We start from the raw sequence: 20775 nt of genomic DNA on the forward strand, positions 1-20775 counted from the left end.
CGCCGAAGCGGCCGGAGCCTGGCGGAACCTACGCCCGACGCAACGCCGGGCGAGCTCGAGCCTTCGCTACTTGGCCTTTTCCAGGATCTCCACGAGCCGCCAGCGCTTGGTGGCGCTCAGCGGCCGGGTCTCCATGATCAGGACCCGGTCGCCGGTGCCGGCGCTGTTCTGCTCGTCGTGCACCTTCAGCTTGCTGGTACGACGCATGATCTTGCCGTACAGCGCGTGCCGAACCCGGTCCTCGACCTCGACCACGACGGTCTTGTCCATCTTGTCACTGACCACCAGGCCCTCGCGGACCTTGCGGCGCGCGCGGGTGGCGTCAGCGGTGGTGTTCTCGGTCATGATGCAGTCACCTCAGTCGGCGCGGCCGAGAGCCCCAGCTCGCGCTCGCGCATGATCGTGTAGATCCGGGCGATCTCCCGACGGATGACCTGCAGCCGCCGGTTGTTGTCCAGCTGCCCGGTTGCGGCCTGCACGCGGAGGTTGAACAGCTCCGCCTTGGCCTCCCGCAGCTTCGTGACCAGCTCCTCCTCGGAGAGCTCACGCAGCTCGGTCGCCTTAACGCCCGCTGCCATCAGGATTCACCCACTTCGCGCGTAACAATGCGGCACTTCATCGGGAGCTTGTGGATCGCGCGACGCATGGCCTCACGCGCGATCTGCTCGTTGGGGAAGGACATCTCGAAGAGAACCCGTCCCGGCTTGACGTTGGCGACCCACCACTCCGGCGAACCCTTACCGGAACCCATCCGGGTCTCGGCAGGCTTCTTGGTGAGGGCCTGGTCCGGGAAGATCGTGATCCAGACCTTGCCGCCACGCTTGATGTGACGGGTCATCGCGATACGCGCCGACTCGATCTGGCGGTTGGTCACGTACGCCGGCTCGAGAGCCTGGATCCCGAACTCGCCGAACACCACCCGGTTACCACCCTTGGACGCGCCGTGGCGGTCCGGGTGGTGCGGCTTGCGGAAGCCCTTCGGGGGCTTGCGCGGCATCAGCATCTGTCAGCCCTCCTGCTGCGTTTCTGCCGGAGCAGCAGTGGCGGCGACAGCAGCGCTGTCGACCGGCTCGCCGCTCGGCGTCTCGGCCTGCTGCGCGATGGTGGTCGCAGCAGCCCGACCGGCCTCGGTGCCACCAGCCGTGGTGCCGGACGAACCCGACCGGCCACGGCGCGGACGCTCGGGACGGTCGCCACGCTCACCACGACGCGGGCGGGACGGACCGGCCTCGGCCGGAGCCTCCCGGCCCGGGACGGCGTCGCCCTTGTAGATCCAGACCTTCACGCCGATCCGACCGAACGTGGTACGGGCCTCGAAGAAGCCGTACTCGATGTTGGCCCGCAGCGTGTGCAGCGGAACCCGGCCCTCACGGTAGAACTCGGTCCGGCTCATCTCGGCGCCGCCGAGGCGGCCCGAAACCTGAACCCGGATGCCCTTGCAGACCGGGTTCTTCATGGCCGACTGCATGGCCTTGCGCATCGCCCGACGGAAGCTGACCCGGCTGGACAGCTGCTCGGCCACGCCCTGCGCGACGAGCTGAGCGTCCGACTCGGGGTTCTTCACCTCGATGATGTTCAGCTGGACCTGCTTGCCGGTGAGCTTCTCCAGCTCGCCGCGGATCCGGTCGGCCTCCGCACCCTTACGGCCGATGACGATGCCCGGCCGGGCGGTGTGGATGTCGACGCGGACGCGGTCGCGGGTGCGCTCGATGTCGACCTTGGAGATCCCGGCACGCTCGAGGCCCTTGGACATCATGCGGCGGATCTTGACGTCCTCGCCGATGTAGTCCTTGTAGAGCTTGTCCGCGAACCAACGGGACTTCCAGTCGGTCGAGATGCCGAGCCGGAACCCAGTGGGGTGAACCTTCTGACCCATTACTCGGCGTCCTCCGTCTTGCTCTGCGCTTCGGCCGGTGCGGCCTGCGTGGCCGGGGCGGCCTTCTTCGCCGCGGCCTTCCTCGGCGCTGCCGGCGCGACCGCCTCGACCGCCACGGTGATGTGGCAGGTCCGCTTGCGGATCCGGTACGCCCGACCCTGCGCCCGCGGCTGGAACCGCTTCATCGTCGGGCCCTCGTCCACGAACGCCTCGCTGACGAGCAGCGCGTCGGGGTCCAGCCGCTCGTTGTTCTCCGCGTTGGCGATCGCGCTAGCGAGCACCTTGTACACCTGCTCGCTCGCAGCCTGCGGCGCGAACTGCAGCACCGTGAGCGCCTCCTTCGCGGGCAGGCCGCGGACGAGGTTGACCACCCGGCGCGCCTTCATCGGCGAGATGCGCACGTGCCGCGCAACCGCCCGCGCGCCCGGAAGCACCGGAGCGTCGCCCTTTCCTGGCATCGCTGTAACCCCTTGTTCCCTCTATCCGTATGCCTGGCGGCGTCAGCGCCGACGGCTCTTCCGGTCGTCCTTCTCGTGACCCTTGAAGGTGCGGGTCAGCGCGAACTCGCCGAGCTTGTGCCCGACCATCGCCTCGGTCACGAACACCGGGACGTGCTTGCGTCCGTCGTGCACGGCGATCGTGTGCCCCAGCATCTCGGGGATGATCGTCGAGCGCCGCGACCAGGTCTTGATCACGTTCTTGGAGCCCTTGTCGTTCTGAACTTCCACCTTCTTGAGCAGGTGGTCGTCGACGAACGGGCCCTTCTTCAGGCTGCGAGGCATGTCTTATCTCCCTCAGCCGCGCTTACGCGTGGCGTAGCGGCGGCGGACAATCAGCTTGTCGCTCGCCTGGCCCTTACGGCGGGTGCGGCCCTCGGGCTTACCCTGCGGGTTGACCGGGTGGCGACCACCGGAGGTCTTACCCTCACCACCACCATGCGGGTGGTCGACCGGGTTCATGGCGACACCACGGACGGTCGGGCGCTTGCCCTTCCACCGCATACGGCCGGCCTTACCCCAGTTGATGTTCGACTGGTCGGCGTTGCCGATCTCGCCGATGCTGGCGCGGCAGCGCACGTCCACCCGCCGGATTTCGCCGGACGGCATACGCAGGGTCGCGTACACGCCCTCGCGGCCGAGCAGCTGGATGCCGACGCCGGCGGAGCGGGCGAGCTTGGCCCCGCCACCCGGACGCAGCTCCACGTTGTGGATCGTGGTACCGACCGGGATGTTGCGCAGCGGCAGGTTGTTACCCGGCTTGATGTCGGCGCCCGGACCGGACTCGACGCGGTCGCCCTGCTTCAGGTCCTTCGGCGCGATGATGTACCGCTTCTCGCCGTCGGCGTAGTGCAGCAGCGCGATGCGCGCGGTGCGGTTCGGGTCGTACTCGATGTGAGCGACCTTCGCCGGCACGCCGTCCTTGTCGACCCGCTTGAAGTCGATCAGACGGTACTGGCGCTTGTGACCGCCGCCGTGGTGCCGCGTGGTGATCCGGCCGTGGGCGTTACGCCCGCCCTTCTTCGGCAGCGGAGCCAGCAGGGACTTCTCCGGCGTGGACCGGGTGATCTCGGCGAAGTCGGCGACGCTGGAGCCACGACGGCCCGGCGTCGTCGGCTTGTACTTACGGATAGCCATTGTCTACACCCCTCAGCTGACCGGGCCGCCGAAGGCCTCGATACGGTCACCGTCAGCCAGCTTCACGATCGCCCGCTTGGTCGCCTTGCGCTGACCGAAGCCGGTCTTGGTGCGCTTGCGCTTGCCCTGGCGGTTGAGCGTGTTGACCGTCAGGACGCGGACGTCGAAGATCTGCTGGATAGCGATCTTGATCTCGGTCTTGTTCGCGTCCGGGTGCACCAGGAAGGTGTACCAGTTCCGGTTCAGCTCGCTGTAGCTCTTCTCCGAGACGACCGGCGCCACGATGATGTCGCGCGGGTCGGCGATCGTGCTCACTTGCCACCCTCCTCGGTGGTCTCGGCGGGCACGCCCAGGAACTCGTCCAGGGCGTCCTTGGTGAAGACCACGTCGTCGGCCACCAGCACGTCGTACGTGTTCAGCTGGCCGGACTCGATCAGGTGCACCCGCGGCTCGTTGCGCAGCGACACCCAGTTCAGCTCGTCGGTGCTGCTCAGCACGACGAGGACCCGACGGGCCTCGGTGAGCTTGGCCAGCGTGGCCAGAGCAGCCTTGGTCGACGGCTTCTCGCCCGAGACGAACGCCTCGACGACGTGCACCTGCCCGGCGCGGGCCCGGTCGGAGAGGGCACCCCGCAGCGCGGCGGCCTTCATCTTCTTCGGGGTCCGCTGGCTGTAGTCGCGCGGCACGGGACCGTGCACCACGCCACCGCCGGCGAACTGCGGCGCGCGGATCGAGCCCTGCCGGGCGCGACCGGTGCCCTTCTGCTTGTACGGCTTCTTGCCGCCACCGGCGACCTCGCCGCGGGTCTTGGCCTTGTGCGTGCCCTGTCGGGCCGCCGCGAGCTGGGCCACCACGACCTGGTGCATCAGCGCGACGTTGGCCTGCACGTCGAAGATGTCCGCCGGCAGCTCTACCGAGCCGCTGGTGGTGCCTTCGACGGTGCGCACGTCAACGGTGGTCACTTGGCCGCACCGCCCTTCTTAACCTTGCTCTTGGCCGCGGTACGGACCAGAACGAGCGCGCCCTTGGGACCAGGAATGGCACCCCGGACGAGCAGCAGGTTGTTCTCGGTGTCGACCGCCTGGACGGTGAGGTTCTGCACGGTGTAGCGCACGCCACCCATGCGGCCGGCCATCCGGGTGCCCTTGAAGACACGACCCGGGGTGGCGCAGGCGCCGATGGAGCCGGGCGAGCGGTGCTTGCGCTCGACACCGTGGCTGGCGCGCAGACCGTGGAAGCCGTGCCGCTTCATCGGGCCGGCGTAGCCCTTGCCCTTGGTCTTGCCGGTGACGTCGATCGTGACGCCCGCCGGGAACTCCTCGACCGTGACCTCCTGGCCGAGCGAGTACTCCGACGCGTCCGTGGTGCGCAGCTCGACGATGTGCCGGCGCGGCGCCACGTCCGCCTTCGCGTAGTGCCCGCTGACCGGCTTCTTCACCTTGCGCGGGTCGATCGTGCCGTACGCCAGCTGGACCGCGGAGTAACCGTCCTTCTCGGCGCTACGAACCTGGCTGATGACGCACGGGCCGGCCTCGACCACGGTCACGGGAACAACCTTGTTGTTGTCCCAGACCTGGGTCATGCCGAGCTTGGCGCCCAGGATCCCCTTGACTTGCCTGTCCATTTGTCCGGTCCCTACAGCTTGATCTCGATGTCGACGCCAGCCGGCAGGTCGAGGCGCATGAGCGAGTCGACCGTCTTCGGGGTCGGGTCGATGATGTCGATCAGCCGCTTGTGCGTGCGCATCTCGAAGTGCTCGCGCGAGTCCTTGTACTTGTGCGGCGAGCGGATAACGCAGAAACGGTTGATCTCCGTGGGCAGCGGCACCGGGCCCGCGACCTGCGCCCCGGTACGCGTCACCGTCTCGACGATCTTCCGAGCCGAGGAGTCGACGACCTCGTGGTCATAGGCCTTGAGCCGGATGCGGATCTTCTGTCCCGCCATGGTGGCTTCTGTTCCTTCTCTCGATGCCGCTGTGTTGCGGGCGCCTGTACCGGCTGGTACAGGCCCACTTCGCCGACCCCCGCGGTCGGGCGTGTCGCGCCCTCGGGCCAGGCTCCGCCCCGTGGTTCCGGAGTGGTGCTGACCGCGCGGTGGGTCAAGGCGCCGATCGCACTACCGCGACCTGGACGCCGTGCGAGGGTGGTTGGCGACTGGGCCGCCAACCACCCTACGCTCGACTGTCTCGCCACCCGGAGGTTCAGCGAAAGCCGAACACAGGCGACGAACTGTCGTTACGCAACCTGACTAGTATGCCGCACGACCGGCGGCGGGTCTAATCGGGGTTACCTAGCTCACTTGATGATCTTGGTGACGAACCCGGCGCCGACGGTGCGGCCACCCTCGCGGATCGCGAACTTGAGGTTCTCCTCCATGGCGATGGGCTGGATCAGCTTCACCGACATGGTGGTGTTGTCACCCGGCATGACCATCTCGGTGCCCTCGGGGAGGGTGACGACACCGGTGACGTCCGTGGTCCGGAAGTAGAACTGCGGACGGTAGTTCTGGAAGAACGGGGTGTGCCGGCCGCCCTCCTCCTTGGAGAGGATGTAGACCGTCGCCTCGAACTCCGTGTGCGGGGTCGTGGTGCCCGGCTTGACGACCACCATGCCGCGCTCGACGTCCTCGCGCTTGATGCCGCGCAGCAGCAGACCGACGTTCTCGCCCGCGCGGGCCTCGTCGAGCAGCTTGCGGAACATCTCGATACCGGTGCAGACCGTCTTCTGCGACTTCTCGCGGATACCGACGATCTCCACCTCCTCGTTCGGCTTGAGGATGCCGCGCTCGGCGCGACCGGTGACGACGGTGCCACGACCGGTGATCGTGAAGACGTCCTCGATCGGCATGAGGAACGGCTTCTCGGTCTCGCGCTCCGGCTGCGGGATCGCGGTGTCGACCGCGGTCATCAGGTCCAGCAGCTTGCCGGTCCACTCGGGGTCACCCTCGAGGGCCTTCAGCGCCGAGACCCGGACGACCGGCAGGTCGTCACCCGGGTACTCCTGCGAGGAGAGCAGCTCACGGACCTCGAGCTCGACGAGCTCCAGGAGCTCCTCGTCGTCGACCATGTCGCTCTTGTTGAGCGCCACGACGATGTACGGCACGCCAACCTGACGCGCGAGCAGCACGTGCTCACGGGTCTGCGGCATCGGGCCGTCGGTCGCCGCGACCACCAGGATCGCGCCGTCCATCTGCGCGGCACCGGTGATCATGTTCTTGATGTAGTCCGCGTGGCCGGGGCAGTCCACGTGCGCGTAGTGCCGCGCCTCGGTCTGGTACTCGACGTGCGCGATCGAGATCGTGATGCCGCGGGCCTTCTCCTCCGGCGCCTTGTCGATCTCGTCGAACGGCGTGTACGGGTTCAGGTCCGGGTACTGGTCGTGCAGGACCTTGGTGATGGCCGCCGTCAGCGTCGTCTTACCGTGGTCGATGTGACCAATGGTGCCGATGTTGACGTGCGGCTTAGTCCGCTCGAACTTCGCCTTCGCCACTGGTGTCCTCCTGTGGACTTCTTGGTTCGTACGCCCGGCGCGCCGGTCGGCGCTTAGGACTCTGTCGACAGCCTTTCCGGCCTGGCGGCCGGAGAGCTTTTGTGGGTTCTGCGGCGATGAAGCCTACAGGCCCGGTCTCACGCGATCCGATCGTGGTGGCCGCGGGCGGGTGAACCCACCCGCGACCGACCACGAATCACCTGCTCGGGGCAGTTACTCGCCCGTCGCCTTCGCGATGATCTCCTTCGCGACGCTCTGCGGAACCTCGGCGTAGGAGTCGAACTGCATGCTGTAGCTAGCCCGGCCCTGGGTCTTCGACCGCAGGTCGCCGACGTAGCCGAACATCTCCGACAACGGCACCAGAGCCCTCACGATGCGGGCGCCGCTGCGCTCCTCCATCGCCTGGATGATGCCGCGGCGGGAGTTGAGGTCGCCGATGACGTCACCCATGTTCTCCTCAGGAGTGGTGACCTCAACGGCCATCATCGGCTCGAGCAGCGCGGGGTCGGCCTTGCGGGCCGCCTCCTTCATCACCATCGAGCCGGCGATCTTGAATGCCATTTCCGAGGAGTCGACCTCGTGGTACTGGCCGTCCAGCAGCGTCAGCTTCACACCGACGAGCGGGAAGCCCGCCAGGATGCCGTACTGCATGGCGTCCTGGGCACCGGCGTCGACCGACGGGATGAACTCCCGCGGGATACGACCACCGGTGACGGCGTTGGCGAACTCGTAGGTCGGCGAGTCGTTGTCCAGCGGCAGCGGCTCGACGCTCACGATGACGCGGGCGTACTGGCCGGAACCACCGGTCTGCTTCTTGTGGGTGTACTCGATCTTCTCCACCTTGCGGCGGATCGTCTCGCGGTACGCCACCTGCGGCTTACCGATGTTCGCCTCGACGTTGAACTCGCGGCGCATCCGGTCGACCAGGATGTCCAGGTGCAGCTCGCCCATGCCGGCGATGACCGTCTGACCGGTCTCCTCGTCCAGCTTGACGCGGAAGGTCGGGTCCTCCTCGGCCAGCCGCTGGATGGCGGTGCTGAGCTTCTCCTGGTCGGCCTTGGTCTTCGGCTCGATGGCGACCTCGATGACCGGCTCCGGGAAGGTCATCGACTCCAGGATGACCGGGTTCGCCGGGTCGCACAGCGTGTCACCGGTGGTGGTCTGCTTGAGACCCTGCACCGCGATGATGTCGCCAGCCTGGGCCGAGCTGCGCTCTTCCCGCTTGTTGGCGTGCATCTGGTAGATCTTGCCGATCCGCTCCTTGCGGTCCTTGGTGGAGTTGACCACCTGGGTACCGGTCTCGACCACGCCGGAGTAGACCCGGACGTAGGTCAGCTTGCCAAGGTGCTTGTCGGTCTGGATCTTGAACGCCAGGCCGGAGAAGGGCTCGGACTTCGACGGCTTACGCAGCATCGGCGTCTCGCCGTCGGTGGCCGTGCCCTCGATCGCCGGAACGTCCAGCGGCGACGGCAGGAAGTCGACCACGGCGTCGAGCATGGGCTGGACGCCCTTGTTCTTGAACGCCGAGCCGCACAGCACCGGGTTGGCCTTGCCGGCGATGGTGGCACGCCGGATGGCGGCCTTGATCTCCTCGACGGAGACCTCCTCGCCCTCCAGGTACTTCTCCATCACCGAGTCGTCGACGTCGGCGAGGGTCTCCATCAGCTTCTCGCGCCACTCGGCCGCGGAGTCGGCCAGCTCGGCCGGGATCTCCTCGATCGCGTAGTCCTCACCCTTCTGGGTCTCCCCGCGCCAGGTGAGGGCGCGCATGCCGATCAGGTCGACGACACCGATGTGGTCGCCCTCGAGGCCGATCGGGATCTGGAGCACCAGCGGGGTGGCGTTCAGCCGGTCGATCATCATCTGCACGCAGCGGAAGAAGTCGGCGCCGGTCCGGTCGAGCTTGTTGACGAAGCACATGCGCGGGACGTTGTACTTGTCGGCCTGCCGCCAGACGTTCTCCGTCTGCGGCTCCACGCCGGCGACACCGTCGTAAACCGCGACCGCACCATCCAGCACACGCAGCGACCGCTCGACCTCGACCGTGAAGTCGACGTGGCCAGGCGTGTCGATGATCTGGATCGTGTGGCCCTTCCACTCACACTTGGTGGCAGCGGAGGTGATGGTGATACCACGCTCCTGCTCCTGCTCCATCCAGTCCATGACGGCGGCGCCCTCGTGGACCTCACCGATCTTGTACGTGATGCCGGTGTAGAACAGGATTCGCTCGGTGGTCGTGGTCTTACCGGCATCGATGTGCGCCATGATGCCGATGTTGCGTACGTTGGCGAGCGCGTCTGCGGCGGCCACTTCAATCCCTACTTATCGTCGTCTCGACTCAACTGGTGGCGGTTCCGGCGCCCGGTGGGCGCCGGAACCTCAGGTGTTACCAGCGGTAGTGCGCGAAGGCCTTGTTGGACTCGGCCATCTTGTGCGTGTCCTCGCGCCGCTTGACGGCGGCACCGAGGCCGTTGCTCGCGTCCAGCAGCTCGTTCATCAGCCGCTCGACCATGGTCTTCTCGCGCCGGGCGCGGGAGTACGTGACCAGCCAGCGCAGGCCCAGCGTGGTCGCCCGGGTGGGGCGGACCTCGACCGGCACCTGGTAGGTGGCGCCACCGACACGGCGGCTGCGCACCTCGAGGGTCGGCTTGACGTTGTCCATCGCCCGCTTGAGGGTGACGACCGGGTCGGTGCCGGACTTCTCGCGGCAGCCCTCGAGGGCCGCGTACACGATCGACTCGGCGAGCTGGCGCTTGCCGCGCAGCAGGATCTTGTTCACCAGCTGGGTGACCAGCGGCGAGTTGTACACCGGGTCAGCGACCAGCGGCCGCCGCGGAGCGGGTCCCTTACGCGGCATGTCAGCTCTTCTCCTTCTTCGCGCCGTAACGGCTGCGCGCCTGCTTGCGGTTGCGGACACCCTGGGTGTCCAGCGAGCCGCGGACGATCTTGTAACGCACGCCGGGGAGGTCCTTCACACGACCGCCACGCACGAGCACGATCGAGTGCTCCTGCAGGTTGTGGCCGACACCCGGGATGTACGCGGTTACCTCGATCTGGCTGCTGAGCTTGACACGAGCGACCTTGCGCAGCGCCGAGTTCGGCTTCTTCGGGGTGGTGGTGTACACGCGGGTGCACACGCCGCGCCGCTGGGGAGACCCCTTGAGCGCAGGGGTCTTGGTCTTGGTCGTCTTGGCCTGACGGCCCTTTCGGACCAGCTGCTGAATGGTGGGCACCGGGTTTCTCCGCTCCCTTCGGCCGCTGTTCGCGGCCGCGCCGTCTGCTCGTTAGCCAGCCTGGTGACCGGCTCTCCTACATTCCGACCAGGGTCACCTTGCGGAGGCCCCGGCACCCGCGGTCGGGCGTGTCGCCCAGCTCACGGTCCCGGTGCGGACGCTGTCGCGGGCGTACCGGGTTTCTGTCCCCGGCACGCGGATCGCCCCGCTCCGGATCTTGGCTTGTCGTGCTCGCCGTCCGGGACTCCGGAACCAGCGCACGCACGAGTTGCCCGGGCATGCCCGGGCACAAGGGGAAAGAGTACCTACCACAGCCGCCCAGGTCAAAACGGAATGGGTCGGCGGGCGTCTCACCCTCGCCGGCCGGATCGCGTCCCGCCTCGGCACCCGCGATGGGCACCTACGAACACAAGTGTACCGGCTTCCCCGCCGAAGCACCCGTCGGCCCCGGGCAGGCCCCGGAAACCCCGGGTACCACCCGTGTGCCACCGGGCCCGTTCCGGCAACCGTGTCACGTCAGACTGATCAGCAAACCCAGCCCCAGACCCAACAGGCTCAACAGGGCACCCGCCGCGCCGCAGCTGACGCCGGCCACCGCGAGCCCTCGACCGGTGAACCGCACCGCCGACGGCGCGGCCGGCCGACGGATCTGTCGCTGGCCCAGTAGGCCGGTGACGACCGCCGCGGACCCCGCCAGCACCCCCAGCACCGTGAAGGCGCCCGAGACCCACACTCCCCCACGGGTCCCGAAGGCCACGCCGACGCAGATCACCAGCAGCGAGACCAGGATCGACGCGATGCCGGCCACCAGCGACCCGGTCGCGAGCCCAGCGGTCACCGGCGGCACGTCCAGGTGCACCACCCCGAACGGGGTCCCGGGCACGGCTTCCACCCGCTTCGGCGGCCTCCGTTGGTCATCGGTGGGTGGCGGCACCGGCCGGGCGACGGCCGTACCCCAGGCGGGAAAGTGCCCCGGCGACGGCGGTCCCCACGCGCCCGGTCCGGACGAGGGCTGCCCCCAGCCGGGCGGTCCCGACGCCGGGTGGCCCCAACCGGGCGGCGCGGACGGCGGTTGCCCCCACCCGGGAGGAGCGGCGGGCCCCGACGGCGGCTGGGCCCAGCCGTACGGCACCGGAGTGCCGGAGGCCGGATGGGGTTGCTGGTAACCGGGCGGAAAGACCCCGCCCCACTCGGCCGTGGGCGGACCCCACGCGGGCGAGGGCGCCGGGCCCCAGCCCGCCGGTGACGGCGCACCCGCATCGGACGCGCCGGCCGTTGGCGCCGGCTGCCCCGCCTGGGGTTGCGCCCACTCACTCCGCGCCGCGGGTGTCGGCCCGAGGTGCGAGACCGGCGCGCTCGACGCGGTGGCATCGGTGTCCGGGGTCGAGGCGGGTGACCCGAAACCCGGCATCGGGCCGGAGGAAACATCCGTGGCTGGCTCCGCGGGAGCCGCGGGCGCTGCGGCGGCCACCCCGGGAGCCGGCGACCCGGGAGCCGCGTCCGGAGGCGGCGTGGGTGGAGTCGCGCCCGGAGCCGGCGCGTCAGGATGCCCGGCTGGTTCGTCCGCCGGGGGCCGCGCCGGTTCCGTCACGAAGTCCTCCTGTCGACAGGGCCGCCAGCGCGCGCGGCGGACACCGGTCAGGCTACCGCCGGAGGCGGCGCCGTCCGCGCCGGGCGCGGTCGCCGGATGCTTGCTTCAGTCCATGTTCGAGGGGTAGTCGTGGCCGAACGGCGTGCCCGCCAGCCGGACCACGCCGATCACCACGACGACGACCACACTGACTGCGACCAGCGTCAGGCCGGCCCAGGCCATCCGCTCCCCTCGCCGCAGCCAGACGCTTCCGGTCAGGAAACCCCCCGAGGCGTACGCCTCCCGGCGGGCCTGCCGGGCCAACTGGAGCGCCACCGTCGCCGGCACCACCCCGCCGATGAACAGCCCGGTCAGCATGCCGAGCAATCCCAGCGCGAAGACCGCCCGCGCCTTGGTGGCACGGGCCGGATCCGGGTCGAGCGGGTGGCGCAGGCCCGAAGAGGCGATGGACACCGGCCCGGATGCGGTCGTCATGCCTCCATCATGCCCAACCCGGTCCGCTCACAGGGCGGTCCGGGAACGACGAGGCCCCCGGCGGATGCCGGGGGCCTCGTCGTTGTCTGGTGCTTAGCGGTACGACCCGAAGTCGAAGTCGTCCAGCGGCACAGCCTGCCCACTGGCCGGCCCGAACCCGTAGTCGGTCTCCGGGTAACCGGTCATCGAGTAGACCTTGGCCTTGGCCTCCTCGGTCGGCTCGACCCGGACGTTGCGGTACTTGCTGATGCCCGTACCGGCCGGGATGAGCTTACCGATGATCACGTTCTCCTTGAGGCCGACCAGCGAGTCGCTACGCGAGTTGATCGCAGCGTCGGTCAGCACCCGCGTGGTCTCCTGGAAGGAGGCCGCGGAGAGCCAGGAGTCGGTGGCCAGCGAGGCCTTGGTGATACCCATCAGCACCGGACGGCCGGCGGCGGGCTCGCCACCCTCCGACACGAGTCGGCGGTTCTCCGACTCGAACAGCGCCCGGTCGACCAGCACGCCCGGCAGGAACTCGGTCGAGCCGGAGTCGATGACCGTCACCCGCTTGAGCATCTGGCGGATGATGATCTCGATGTGCTTGTCGTGGATGAGCACACCCTGCGAGCGGTAGACCTCCTGGACCTCACTGGTCAGGTGGACCTGGACCGCCCGCGGACCCATGATCCGCAGAAGCTCGTGCGGGTCGATGGTGCCCTCGGTCAGCTTCTCGCCGACCGCGACGTGGCCGCCGTCGTGGGTCCGGAGCTTGACGCGCTTCGAGATCTTGTCGTACACGATCTCGTCGCTGCCGTCGTCCGGCACCACGATGATCTTCCGCGAGCGCTCGCCGTCCTCGATACGGATCCGGCCGGGGGTGTCGGCGATGGGCGCCTTACCCTTCGGGACCCGGGCCTCGAAGATTTCCTGCACACGCGGCAGACCCTGGGTGATGTCCTCACCCGCGACACCACCGGTGTGGAAGGTACGCATCGTCAGCTGCGTACCCGGCTCACCGATGGACTGGGCGGCGATGATGCCGACGGCCTCACCGATGTCGACCGACTTGCCGGTCGGCAGCGAACGGCCGTAGCAGGCCGCGCAGACGCCCAGCTTCGACTCGCAGGTGAGCACGCTGCGCACCCGGACGGTCTCCACGCCAGCGGCGACGATCTTGTCGACCCCGATGGAGTTGATGTCCTGGCCGCGCTCGGCCACCACGGTGCCGTCCGGCCCCTTGATGTCGTCGGCCAGGGTCCGGGCGTGCACGCTGGTCTCGGCGTGGGTGTGGACGACGAGCTTGCCGTCCAGACGCTCGCCGATCTGCATCGGGATCGCCCGGTCGGTGCCGCAGTCCTCCTCGCGGATGATGACGTCCTGGGAGACGTCCACCAGACGACGGGTCAGGTAACCCGAGTCGGCGGTCCGCAGCGCGGTGTCGGCGAGACCCTTACGGGCACCGTGCGTGGAGATGAAGTACTCCAGCACGGACAGACCCTCCCGGTAGCTGGCCTTGATCGGCCGCGGGATGATCTCGCCCTTCGGGTTGGCCACCAGACCACGGATCGCCGCGATCTGCCGGAGCTGGAGCAGGTTACCGCGGGCACCCGAGTTGATCATCTTCCACAGTGGGTTTTCCTGCGGCAGCGCGGTGTCCATCTCCTTGGCGACCTCGTTGGTCGCCTTGGTCCAGATCTCGATGAGTTCGCCGCGACGCTCCTCGGCGGTCATCAGACCACGCTGGTACTGCTTGTCGATCCGGTCGGCTTCCTTCTCGTACTTCGCCAGGATCTCCGCCTTGCGCGGCGGGGCGATGACGTCCTCCATGCCGATCGTCACGCCGGACCAGGTGGCCCAGTGGAAGCCGGCCTCCTTGAGCCCGTCCAGGGTGGCCGCGAGAGCCACCTTGGGGAAGCGCTCGGCGAGGTCGTTGACGATCGCGGAGAGCTGACCCTTGCGGATCTCGTAGTTCACGAAGCGGTAGCCCTGCGGCAGCGTCTCGTTGAACAGCACCCGGCCGAGGGTGGTCTCCACGGTCAGCGGCTCGCCCTCGACCCAGCCCTCCGGAGCGGTCCACGCCTCGGCGCCGGCGCCGTTGTCGACACCGATCACGTCCCGCAGGCGGATCTTCACCGGAGCCTGCAGGTGCAGCTCGCCGTTGTCGAACGCCATCCGCGCCTCGGCGTCCGAGCTGAACGCCCGGCCCTCGCCCTTCTCACCGGCGGTGAGGTGGGTGAGGTGGTACAGGCCGATGACCATGTCCTGGGTGGGCATGGTGACCGGCTTGCCGTCGGCCGGCTTGAGGATGTTGTTCGACGACAGCATCAGGATCCGCGCCTCGGCCTGGGCCTCGGCGGACAGCGGCACGTGCACCGCCATCTGGTCACCGTCGAAGTCGGCGTTGAACGCGGTGCAGACCAGCGGGTGGATCTGGATGGCCTTGCCCTCGACCAGCTGCGGCTCGAACGCCTGGATGCCCAGACGGTGCAGGGTCGGCGCCCGGTTGAGCAGCACCGGGTGCTCGCCGATGACCTCTTCCAGCACGTCCCACACGACCGGGCGCTGACGCTCGACCATCCGCTTGGCGGACTTGATGTTCTGCGCGTGGTTGAGGTCGACCAGCCGCTTCATGACGAACGGCTTGAACAGCTCCAGGGCCATCTGCTTGGGCAGACCGCACTGGTGCAGCTTGAGCTTCGGGCCGACGACGATGACCGAACGGCCGGAGTAGTCGACGCGCTTGCCCAGCAGGTTCTGGCGGAACCGGCCCTGCTTGCCCTTGAGCATGTCGGACAGCGACTTGAGCGGGCGGTTACCCGGCCCGGTCACCGGCCGGCCACGACGGCCGTTGTCGAACAGCGCGTCGACGGCCTCCTGGAGCATCCGCTTCTCGTTGTTGACGATGATCTCGGGGGCGCCGAGGTCGATCAGCCGCTTGAGGCGGTTGTTCCGGTTGATCACGCGGCGGTACAGGTCGTTGAGGTCCGAGGTCGCGAACCGGCCACCGTCGAGCTGCACCATCGGACGCAGGTCCGGCGGGATGACCGGGACGCAGTCCAGCACCATGCCGAGCGGCGAGTTACGGGTGTTCAGGAACGCCGCGACGACCTTGAGCCGCTTGAGCGCCCGGATCTTCCGCTGGCCCTTGCCGGACCGGATGGTCTCGCGCAGGCTCTCGGCCTCGGCGTCGAGGTCCATGTTCTGGACCAGCGCCTTGATGGCCTCCGCGCCCATCGAGCCGGTGAAGTACTCACCGAACCGGTCGCGCAGCTCGCGGTAGAGCAGCTCGTCGGTGACCAGCTGCTTCGGCTCCAGCTTACGGAAGGTGTCCAGCACCTCGTCCAGGCGGTCGATCTCGCGCTGGGCCCGGTCGCGGATCTGGCGCATCTCGCGCTCTCCGCCCTCCTTGACCTTGCGCCGGACGTCCGCCTTGGCACCCTCGGCCTCCAGCTCGGCCAGGTCGGCCTCGAGCTTGGCGGCCCGCTTCTCGATCTCCGAGTCGCGGCTGTTCTCGGACTGCCGCTTCTCGGCCAGGATCTCGTTCTCGATCGTCGAGAGGTCACGGTGACGCGACTCCGCGTCCACGCTCGTCACGACGTACGAGGCGAAGTAGATGATCTTCTCGAGGTCCTTGGGGGCGAGGTCCAGCAGGTAGCCCAGCCGGCTCGGAACGCCCTTGAAGTACCAGATGTGGGTCACCGGAGCGGCGAGCTCGATGTGCCCCATCCGCTCACGACGGACCTTGGAGCGGGTCACCTCGACGCCGCAGCGCTCGCAGATGATGCCCTTGAACCGGACGCGCTTGTACTTACCGCAGTAGCACTCCCAGTCCCGCTGCGGACCGAAGATCTTCTCGCAGAAGAGCCCGTCCTTCTCCGGCTTCAGGGTGCGGTAGTTGATGGTCTCAGGCTTCTTGACCTCGCCGTGCGACCACTGACGGATGTCGTCGGCCGTGGCGAGACCAATGCGCAGCTCGTCGAAGAAGTTGACGTCGAGCACTATGTCCCCTATGTCGTCGTCTTTACAGCTAGATCACGGGCGGGGGTCGGGGGCCCGGAGGCCCCCGACCCGCGCCACTTACACCTCTTCGACCGAGCTCGGCTCGCGCCGGGACAGGTCGATGCCCAGCTCCTCCGCGGCCCGGAACACCTCGTCGTCGGTCTCGCGCATCTCCAGGGCCACACCGTCGCTGGACAGCACCTCGACGTTGAGGCACAGCGACTGCAGCTCCTTGAGCAGCACCTTGAACGACTCCGGAATGCCCGGCTCCGGGATGTTCTCGCCCTTGACGATGGCCTCGTAGACCTTCACCCGGCCGAGCACGTCGTCGGACTTGATCGTGAGCAGCTCCTGCAGGGCGTACGCGGCGCCGTACGCCTGCATCGCCCAGCACTCCATCTCACCGAAGCGCTGACCACCGAACTGCGCCTTACCACCCAGCGGCTGCTGCGTGATCATCGAGTACGGACCGGTCGACCGAGCGTGGATCTTGTCGTCGACCAGGTGGTTGAGCTTCAGGATGTAGACGTAGCCGACCGCGATCGGGTCCGGCAGAGGCTCGCCGGAGCGACCGTCGAACAGCTGCGCCTTACCCGTGCGGCCGATCAGCTGCTTGCCGTCCCGGTTGGGCAGGGTCGACTCGAGCAGACCGGAGATCTCCTCCTCGCGGGCACCGTCGAAGACCGGAGTGGCCACGTTGGTGTCCGGCTCGGACTCGTGCGCGTCGATCGAGCGGAGCTGGCGCTTCCACTCGGCGTCGTCGCCGTCCACACTCCAGCCGGTCTTGGCCACCCACCCGAGGTGGGTCTCCAGGACCTGGCCGATGTTCATCCGGGACGGCACACCCAGCGGGTTGAGCACGATGTCGACCGGGGTGCCGTCCTCCAGGAACGGCATGTCCTCGATCGGCAGGATCTTCGAGATGACGCCCTTGTTGCCGTGCCGGCCGGCGAGCTTGTCACCGTCCTGGATCTTGCGCTTCTGGGCGACGTAGACCCGGACCAGCTCGTTGACGCCCGGCGGCAGCTCGTCGCCGTCCTCGCGGGAGAACGTGCGCACACCGATGACCGTGCCGGTCTCGCCGTGCGGCACCTTCAGCGAGGTGTCCCGAACCTCACGCGCCTTCTCACCGAAGATCGCGCGGAGCAGCCGCTCCTCCGGGGTCAGCTCGGTCTCACCCTTGGGCGTGACCTTGCCGACCAGGATGTCGCCGGGGACGACCTCGGCGCCGATCCGAATGATGCCGCGCTCGTCGAGGTCGGCGAGCATTTCCTCGCTGACGTTCGGGATGTCGCGGGTGATCTCCTCCGGGCCGAGCTTGGTGTCCCGGGCGTCGACCTCGTGCTCCTCGATGTGGATCGAGGTGAGCACGTCCTGCTGCACGAGGCGCTGCGACAGGATGATCGCGTCCTCGTAGTTGTGCCCCTCCCAGGTCATGAAGGCCACGAGCAGGTTGCGCCCGAGTGCCATCTCGCCCTCGTCGGTGCACGGACCGTCGGCGATGACCTGACCGGCCTCGACGCGGTCGCCCTCGAAGACCACCGGCTTCTGGTTGACGCAGGAGCCGGCGTTCGAGCGGCGGAACTTGTGCAGCAGGTACGTCCGGCGGTGACCGTCGTCCTGGTGGATGGTGACGTAGTCGGCGCAGAGATCCTCGATCACACCGCCGACCTCGGCGACCACCACGTCGCCCGCGTCGACCGCGGCCCGGTACTCCATGCCGGTACCCACGAGCGGCGCCTCGGCCTTGACCAGCGGCACCGCCTGGCGCTGCATGTTCGCGCCCATCAGTGCCCGGTTGGCGTCGTCGTGCTCGAGGAACGGGATCATGGCGGTCGCGACCGAGGTCATCTGCCGCGGCGAGACGTCCATGTAGTCGACGGCGCCTGGCGCCACGTCCTCGGTCTCGCCGCCCTTACGACGGACGAGGACCCGGTCCTCGGCGAACGTCCCGTCGGCCCGCAGCGGCGCGTTGGCCTGCGCCTTGACGAACCGGTCCTCCTCGTCCGCGGTCAGGTAGTCGATCTGGTCGGTGACCCGACCCTCGACGACCTTCCGGTACGGCGTCTCGATGAAGCCGAACGGGTTGACCCGGGCGAAGGTGGACAGGGCGCCGATCAGGCCGATGTTCGGGCCTTCCGGCGTCTCGATCGGGCACATCCGGCCGTAGTGGGACGGGTGCACGTCGCGGACCTCGAAGCCGGCCCGCTCCCGGGACAGACCACCCGGGCCGAGCGCGCTCAGCCGACGCCGGTGGGTCAGGCCCGCCAGCGGGTTGGTCTGGTCCATGAACTGGGACAGCTGCGACGTACCGAAGAACTCCTTGATCGCCGCCACCACCGGGCGGATGTTGATCAGGGTCTGCGGCGTGATCGCCTCGACGTCCTGCGTGGTCATCCGCTCGCGGACGACCCGCTCCATGCGGGAGAGGCCGACCCGAACCTGGTTCTGGATCAGCTCACCCACGGTACGCAGGCGCCGGTTGCCGAAGTGGTCGATGTCGTCGGCCTCGTAGCCCTCCTCACCGGCGTGCAGCCGGCACAGGTATTCCACGGTGGCGACGATGTCGTCCTCGGTCAGCGTGCCGGTGGTGATCGGCACGTCCACTTCGAGCTTCTTGTTGAACTTGTAGCGCCCGACCTTGGCGACGTCGTACCTCTTCGGGTTGAAGAAGAGGTTGTCGAGCAGGGTCTGGGCGTTCTCGCGCGTCGGCGGCTCGCCAGGGCGCAGCTTGCGGTAGATGTCTAGCAGGGCCTCATCCTGGCCGGCGATGTGGTCCTTCTCGAGCGTGGTCATCATCAGCTCGGACCAGCCGAACCGCTCACGGATCCGCTCGGCCGACCATCCGATGGCCTTGAGCAGGACCGTGACGGCCTGCCGGCGCTTGCGGTCGATGCGTACGCCGACCGTGTCGCGCTTGTCGATGTCGAACTCCAGCCAGGCACCCCGGCTCGGGATGACCTTGACGCTGGAGAGGTCGCGGTCGGAGGTCTTGTCCGGCTGCTTGTCGAAGTAGACGCCCGGGGACCGGACGAGCTGGCTGACCACGACGCGCTCGGTGCCGTTGATGACGAAGGTGCCCTTGGGCGTCATCATCGGGAAGTCACCCATGAACACCGTCTGGCTCTTGATCTCGCCAGTGGTGTTGTTGGTGAACTCCGCGGTCACGAAGAGCGGAGCGCAGTAGGTCAGGTCCTTCTCCTTGCACTCCTCGATCGAGGCCTTGACCTCGTCGAAGCGCGGCGCCGAGAAGGAGAGCGACATGGTGCCGGAGAAGTCCTCAATGGGACTGATCTCTTCAAGGATCTCCGCGAGACCCGAGCGTGCGTGCGGGTCGTCCGCCGACCGGCCCTGCCAAGCCTCGTTGCCGACGAGCCAGTCGAAGGACTCGTTCTGGATGGCAAGGAGGTTGGGGACCTCGAGGTGTTCGGTGATCCTGCCGAATGAAACTCGGCGGGGAGCGAATGCGCTCGACGTACGACTGGTCTTCGCAGGGCGGGAAGCTGCCAAGATGCGTCCTTCCGAGGACCGGTGCTGCAGAACGGCTGGTACGCGTGCACTCCAATGACCCCGCCAGAATTATCCGTAAACGGACATTTCCGAGCAGGGGTCAAGTCGGAAGGCAGCGCAAACTAGCAGTGTAGCCGAGAGGCTAACCGCTGTCCAGCCCACCCCGCAGGTCGTTTGCGGAACGCGCCTCGGCCCCCGTTCACCGGGGTCTGCCGGGCCGCTCAGAACGCAACTCCCCACTGGGCCGCTCGGGTGACCGCGACCGATGGTGCCGTCGCTGTCATTACCCACATCGTGGCCGTCGCAAGCGCGGTGTCTTGCTGGTGTCAGCGTGCCTGGCAGGCCGGGGCCGCGTCAAGGGCCGGTATCCGGGTCGTCGGTTCTTTCCCACCCGAGGAGGATCCGGTCGTTCGTGCGGATGACCCGGCAACAACCATCGGCGCCCAGCTCAGAACGGTTGTCGTCCGGTCCACGAAACACGGCGGGCAGTGATCCGTGTCGGATCACCGCCCGCCGCGACGCGACCGTGTCCCAGCTCACCGAGCCGGGTACGCGCAGGTGGAGCTCAGGTCACTTGAGGGTGACCTTGGCGCCCTCACCCTCGAGCTTGGCCTTCGCCTTCTCGGCGGTCTCCTTGTTGACCTTCTCCAGGATGGCCTTCGGCGCGGACTCGACCGCGTCCTTGGCCTCCTTGAGGCCCAGGCCGGTCAGCTCACGCACGACCTTGATGACCTGGATCTTCTTGCCACCGTCAGCCTCGAGGACGACGTCGAACTCGTCCTTCTCCTCCTCGGCCGGAGCGGCGGCGGCACCACCGGCACCACCGGCGGCGGCAACCGCGACCGGAGCGGCGGCGGTGACCTCGAAGGTCTCCTCGAACTGCTTCACGAACTCGGAGAGCTCGATCAGCGTCATCTCCTTGAACGCGTCGAGCAGCTCGTCGGTGCTGAGCTTCGCCATGTCTGGCGTCCTTTCCTGAATCTGTTAA

At 68.0% G+C, this 20775-nt stretch carries 20 protein-coding genes; all 20 read right to left on the bottom strand.

Going from position 1 to position 20775, the window contains the following annotated elements:
- Positions 1-66 precede the first annotated feature (66 nt).
- On the bottom strand, positions 67-345 hold the full coding sequence (rpsQ, locus tag ACN269_RS16170; RefSeq protein ID WP_421473216.1) for a 30S ribosomal protein S17: 279 nt from the start codon (positions 343-345) through the stop codon (positions 67-69).
- Positions 342-578, bottom strand: coding sequence for a 50S ribosomal protein L29 (gene rpmC, locus ACN269_RS16175; RefSeq protein WP_007465283.1), 237 nt, complete (start codon positions 576-578; stop codon positions 342-344). Before rpmC ends, rpsQ begins: the two co-directional genes overlap by 4 nt.
- Positions 578-1003, bottom strand: coding sequence for a 50S ribosomal protein L16 (gene rplP, locus ACN269_RS16180; protein ID WP_073834927.1), 426 nt, complete (start codon positions 1001-1003; stop codon positions 578-580). The genes rpmC and rplP overlap by 1 nt, the downstream gene beginning before the upstream one ends.
- A 3-nt stretch (positions 1004-1006) precedes the next feature.
- Positions 1007-1876 (bottom strand): 30S ribosomal protein S3, encoded by an 870-nt coding sequence (gene rpsC / locus ACN269_RS16185; protein ID WP_091402401.1) that lies wholly within the window; start codon positions 1874-1876, stop codon positions 1007-1009.
- Positions 1876-2334: a 50S ribosomal protein L22 gene (gene rplV, locus ACN269_RS16190; RefSeq protein WP_089018943.1), complete on the bottom strand. Its 459-nt coding sequence runs from the start codon at positions 2332-2334 to the stop codon at positions 1876-1878. Before rplV ends, rpsC begins: the two co-directional genes overlap by 1 nt.
- A gap of 42 nt (positions 2335-2376) precedes the next feature.
- Complete coding sequence (gene rpsS, locus ACN269_RS16195; protein ID WP_007465299.1) at positions 2377-2658, bottom strand: 30S ribosomal protein S19; 282 nt, start codon at positions 2656-2658, stop codon at positions 2377-2379.
- A gap of 12 nt (positions 2659-2670) precedes the next feature.
- The gene (gene rplB, locus ACN269_RS16200; RefSeq protein ID WP_421473217.1) at positions 2671-3510 is read right to left on the bottom strand and encodes a 50S ribosomal protein L2; all 840 of its coding nucleotides are present in this window, start codon (positions 3508-3510) and stop codon (positions 2671-2673) included.
- 12 nt (positions 3511-3522) lie between these two features.
- The gene (gene rplW / locus ACN269_RS16205) at positions 3523-3825 is read right to left on the bottom strand and encodes a 50S ribosomal protein L23 (RefSeq protein ID WP_088998352.1); all 303 of its coding nucleotides are present in this window, start codon (positions 3823-3825) and stop codon (positions 3523-3525) included.
- Positions 3822-4472, bottom strand: a complete 651-nt coding sequence (rplD, locus tag ACN269_RS16210) for a 50S ribosomal protein L4 (protein ID WP_357126515.1) — start codon at positions 4470-4472, stop codon at positions 3822-3824. Before rplD ends, rplW begins: the two co-directional genes overlap by 4 nt.
- On the bottom strand, positions 4469-5134 hold the full coding sequence (rplC, locus tag ACN269_RS16215) for a 50S ribosomal protein L3 (RefSeq protein WP_355050762.1): 666 nt from the start codon (positions 5132-5134) through the stop codon (positions 4469-4471). Before rplC ends, rplD begins: the two co-directional genes overlap by 4 nt.
- Positions 5135-5145: 11 nt before the next feature.
- A complete protein-coding gene (gene rpsJ / locus ACN269_RS16220; RefSeq protein ID WP_007073037.1) occupies positions 5146-5454 on the bottom strand; it encodes a 30S ribosomal protein S10 in 309 nt (102 codons plus the stop codon).
- Positions 5455-5804: 350 nt separating this feature from the next.
- Positions 5805-6998, bottom strand: coding sequence for an elongation factor Tu (gene tuf / locus ACN269_RS16225; RefSeq protein ID WP_421473218.1), 1194 nt, complete (start codon positions 6996-6998; stop codon positions 5805-5807).
- A 213-nt stretch (positions 6999-7211) separates the two neighbouring features.
- The gene (gene fusA, locus ACN269_RS16230) at positions 7212-9308 is read right to left on the bottom strand and encodes an elongation factor G (protein ID WP_421473219.1); all 2097 of its coding nucleotides are present in this window, start codon (positions 9306-9308) and stop codon (positions 7212-7214) included.
- 76 nt (positions 9309-9384) lie between these two features.
- Entirely contained in the window at positions 9385-9855 is a 471-nt protein-coding gene (gene rpsG, locus ACN269_RS16235) for a 30S ribosomal protein S7 (protein ID WP_007465317.1), read from the bottom strand.
- A gap of 1 nt (position 9856) precedes the next feature.
- On the bottom strand, positions 9857-10231 hold the full coding sequence (rpsL, locus tag ACN269_RS16240; protein ID WP_007465318.1) for a 30S ribosomal protein S12: 375 nt from the start codon (positions 10229-10231) through the stop codon (positions 9857-9859).
- 511 nt (positions 10232-10742) lie between these two features.
- Positions 10743-11123 (bottom strand): hypothetical protein, encoded by a 381-nt coding sequence (locus ACN269_RS16245; RefSeq protein ID WP_421473220.1) that lies wholly within the window; start codon positions 11121-11123, stop codon positions 10743-10745.
- An 804-nt stretch (positions 11124-11927) separates the two neighbouring features.
- Positions 11928-12296: a hypothetical protein gene (locus tag ACN269_RS16250; RefSeq protein WP_421473221.1), complete on the bottom strand. Its 369-nt coding sequence runs from the start codon at positions 12294-12296 to the stop codon at positions 11928-11930.
- 93 nt (positions 12297-12389) lie between these two features.
- Entirely contained in the window at positions 12390-16277 is a 3888-nt protein-coding gene (locus tag ACN269_RS16255; protein ID WP_421473222.1) for a DNA-directed RNA polymerase subunit beta', read from the bottom strand.
- Between the two features lie 78 nt (positions 16278-16355).
- Positions 16356-19787 (bottom strand): DNA-directed RNA polymerase subunit beta, encoded by a 3432-nt coding sequence (locus ACN269_RS16260; RefSeq protein ID WP_421473223.1) that lies wholly within the window; start codon positions 19785-19787, stop codon positions 16356-16358.
- Between the two features lie 570 nt (positions 19788-20357).
- A complete protein-coding gene (gene rplL, locus ACN269_RS16265) occupies positions 20358-20747 on the bottom strand; it encodes a 50S ribosomal protein L7/L12 (RefSeq protein WP_067359604.1) in 390 nt (129 codons plus the stop codon).
- Positions 20748-20775: the final 28 nt, after the last annotated feature.

Source organism: Micromonospora sp. WMMD736, assembly GCF_049179015.1.
Lineage (GTDB): Bacteria > Actinomycetota > Actinomycetes > Mycobacteriales > Micromonosporaceae > Micromonospora.

Bases quoted from the DNA above. Each gene is read 5' to 3' on its own strand.
- rplP (WP_073834927.1), bottom strand. From the start codon at position 1,003: ATGCTGATGCCGCGCAAGCCCCCGAAGGGCTTCCGCAAGCCGCACCAC.
- rpsJ (WP_007073037.1), bottom strand. From the start codon at position 5,454: ATGGCGGGACAGAAGATCCGCATCCGGCTCAAGGCCTATGACCACGAG.
- rpmC (WP_007465283.1), bottom strand. From the start codon at position 578: ATGGCAGCGGGCGTTAAGGCGACCGAGCTGCGTGAGCTCTCCGAGGAG.
- rpsQ (WP_421473216.1), bottom strand. From the start codon at position 345: ATGACCGAGAACACCACCGCTGACGCCACCCGCGCGCGCCGCAAGGTC.
- rpsC (WP_091402401.1), bottom strand. From the start codon at position 1,876: ATGGGTCAGAAGGTTCACCCCACTGGGTTCCGGCTCGGCATCTCGACC.
- rplV (WP_089018943.1), bottom strand. From the start codon at position 2,334: ATGCCAGGAAAGGGCGACGCTCCGGTGCTTCCGGGCGCGCGGGCGGTT.
- rplL (WP_067359604.1), bottom strand. From the start codon at position 20,747: ATGGCGAAGCTCAGCACCGACGAGCTGCTCGACGCGTTCAAGGAGATG.
- ACN269_RS16250 (WP_421473221.1), bottom strand. From the start codon at position 12,296: ATGACGACCGCATCCGGGCCGGTGTCCATCGCCTCTTCGGGCCTGCGC.
- rpsS (WP_007465299.1), bottom strand. From the start codon at position 2,658: ATGCCTCGCAGCCTGAAGAAGGGCCCGTTCGTCGACGACCACCTGCTC.
- rplB (WP_421473217.1), bottom strand. From the start codon at position 3,510: ATGGCTATCCGTAAGTACAAGCCGACGACGCCGGGCCGTCGTGGCTCC.
- rpsG (WP_007465317.1), bottom strand. From the start codon at position 9,855: ATGCCGCGTAAGGGACCCGCTCCGCGGCGGCCGCTGGTCGCTGACCCG.
- rplC (WP_355050762.1), bottom strand. From the start codon at position 5,134: ATGGACAGGCAAGTCAAGGGGATCCTGGGCGCCAAGCTCGGCATGACC.